This window comes from Inquilinus sp. OTU3971, from assembly GCF_038440215.1.
In genome coordinates this window covers 1-1,292 of the sequence record NZ_JASATH010000416.1, presented here as the reverse complement: position 1 = coordinate 1,292, position 1,292 = coordinate 1, and the positions used below count along the sequence as shown (strand labels likewise).

At 68.4% G+C, this 1,292-nt stretch carries 3 protein-coding genes; 2 read left to right on the top strand and 1 reads right to left on the bottom strand.

Annotated features, from left to right (window positions below):
* Together AAHM41_RS40200 and AAHM41_RS40195 are read left to right on the top strand one after the other, a co-directional pair.
* A partial coding sequence (locus tag AAHM41_RS40200) for a TrbI/VirB10 family protein (protein ID WP_342242258.1) occupies positions 1-427 on the top strand: 427 nt, incomplete at its 5' end.
* Between the two features lie 10 nt (positions 428-437).
* Positions 438-734, top strand: coding sequence for a DUF2274 domain-containing protein (locus AAHM41_RS40195; protein ID WP_342242257.1), 297 nt, complete (start codon positions 438-440; stop codon positions 732-734).
* On the opposite strand, the gene AAHM41_RS40190 is transcribed toward AAHM41_RS40195, so the two are convergent.
* On the bottom strand, positions 726-1,292 hold a 567-nt coding region (locus AAHM41_RS40190), incomplete at its 5' end, for a hypothetical protein (RefSeq protein WP_342242256.1). The genes AAHM41_RS40195 and AAHM41_RS40190 overlap by 9 nt on opposite strands.

Below are 1,292 nucleotides of genomic sequence, written 5' to 3'. Positions count from 1 at the left end.
CCCGCAGGGGGCAAGGCTCGTCGGTCGTTACGACAGCGACATCGCTCATGGCCAGAGCCGGATTCTGCTCGTCTGGCAGCGCCTCGTCATGCCGAACGGGAGGTCGGTCGTGCTCGACAACCTGCCGGCAACGGACACGGCCGGCTATGCCGGTCTCGAGGACGAGGTCGATGTCCACGGCTGGGAGCTCGTGAAGGGCGTGGTCCTCTCGACGCTTCTCGGCGTCGGCACCGAGCTCACCTTCGGCGAGGACGAGAGCGACCTCGTCCGGGCGCTGCGCCAGTCGACCCAACAGAGCGTCAACCAGGCCGGCCAGCGGATCACCGAGCGGGCGCTCGACATCCAGCCGACGCTGAAAGTGCGGCCCGGCTGGCCGCTTCGGGTCATGGTGCATAAGGATCTCGTGCTCGAGCCCTATCAGGGATGAGGAGGTCGTGATGTCCCCACTCAAGCTCGGTCCGCTGCCGAAGACGGAAAAGGTCCGCCTCACCGTCAACCTGCCGAAGCCGCTGAAGGAGGCCCTCGACCTCTATGCCGCCGAGCACAGCCGGCTCTATGGACCGGTCGACGCGACGGCGCTTGTTCCGCACATGCTCGAGGCTTTCATCCGCTCAGATCGCGCCTTCATGCTGCGCCACGGAAAGGCCGTGAGACCCCGGGGCGCCCAGGCACCTGCAAGGCCTCTTCCGAGCGTTGCTATCGAGACGTCCTCGCGCGAGGAGGGCTCACCCTGAGAAGCCGTGCCCCGCCGGTCCTGTCGCGGCAAAGCCGTCGAGCCGGAGCGACGGCGGATCCTGGACGGCGTGAGCGATCTCTCGGTTGACGATGCGCATCTGGGCGGGGCTCAGCCAGTGACGATCGACGAGCTGCTGCCGCATGGAGCGCAGGCGCTCCGCATTCGCCGTCGAGAGCCTGCCGCTCTTAAGGCAGCGATCGATCCAGTGGGCGACCGCGTAGCATTGGAGGAGGATGGTGTGGCTGAGGCGCGGCGCGGTCCGATCGCATCGCTCCATGACGCGGCGGACGGAGGCGAGGAGCTCGGGGGGCATCCGGTCCTCACGATAGGCCTCCCAGGCCGGTCGGAGGTGGTCGAAGTCCAGTCCGGTGAAGCCGAGGCACGGCAATCGCTCGAACCTGAGGAGGAGATACTCCAGCGCCCGGCGATCCGAGGGATCGACCGTGAAACCTCTCTGGCCGGCGGCATCCGGCGTCCCGGCCCCGTCCTGGTCGCCGTCCGACGGCTCCCGCGAAGGCTGGACGACGCCCGCCGTCAGATCGGGCGGGCTCGCGCC

Bases quoted from the DNA above. Each gene is read 5' to 3' on its own strand.
- AAHM41_RS40195 (WP_342242257.1), top strand. From the start codon at position 438: ATGTCCCCACTCAAGCTCGGTCCGCTGCCGAAGACGGAAAAGGTCCGC.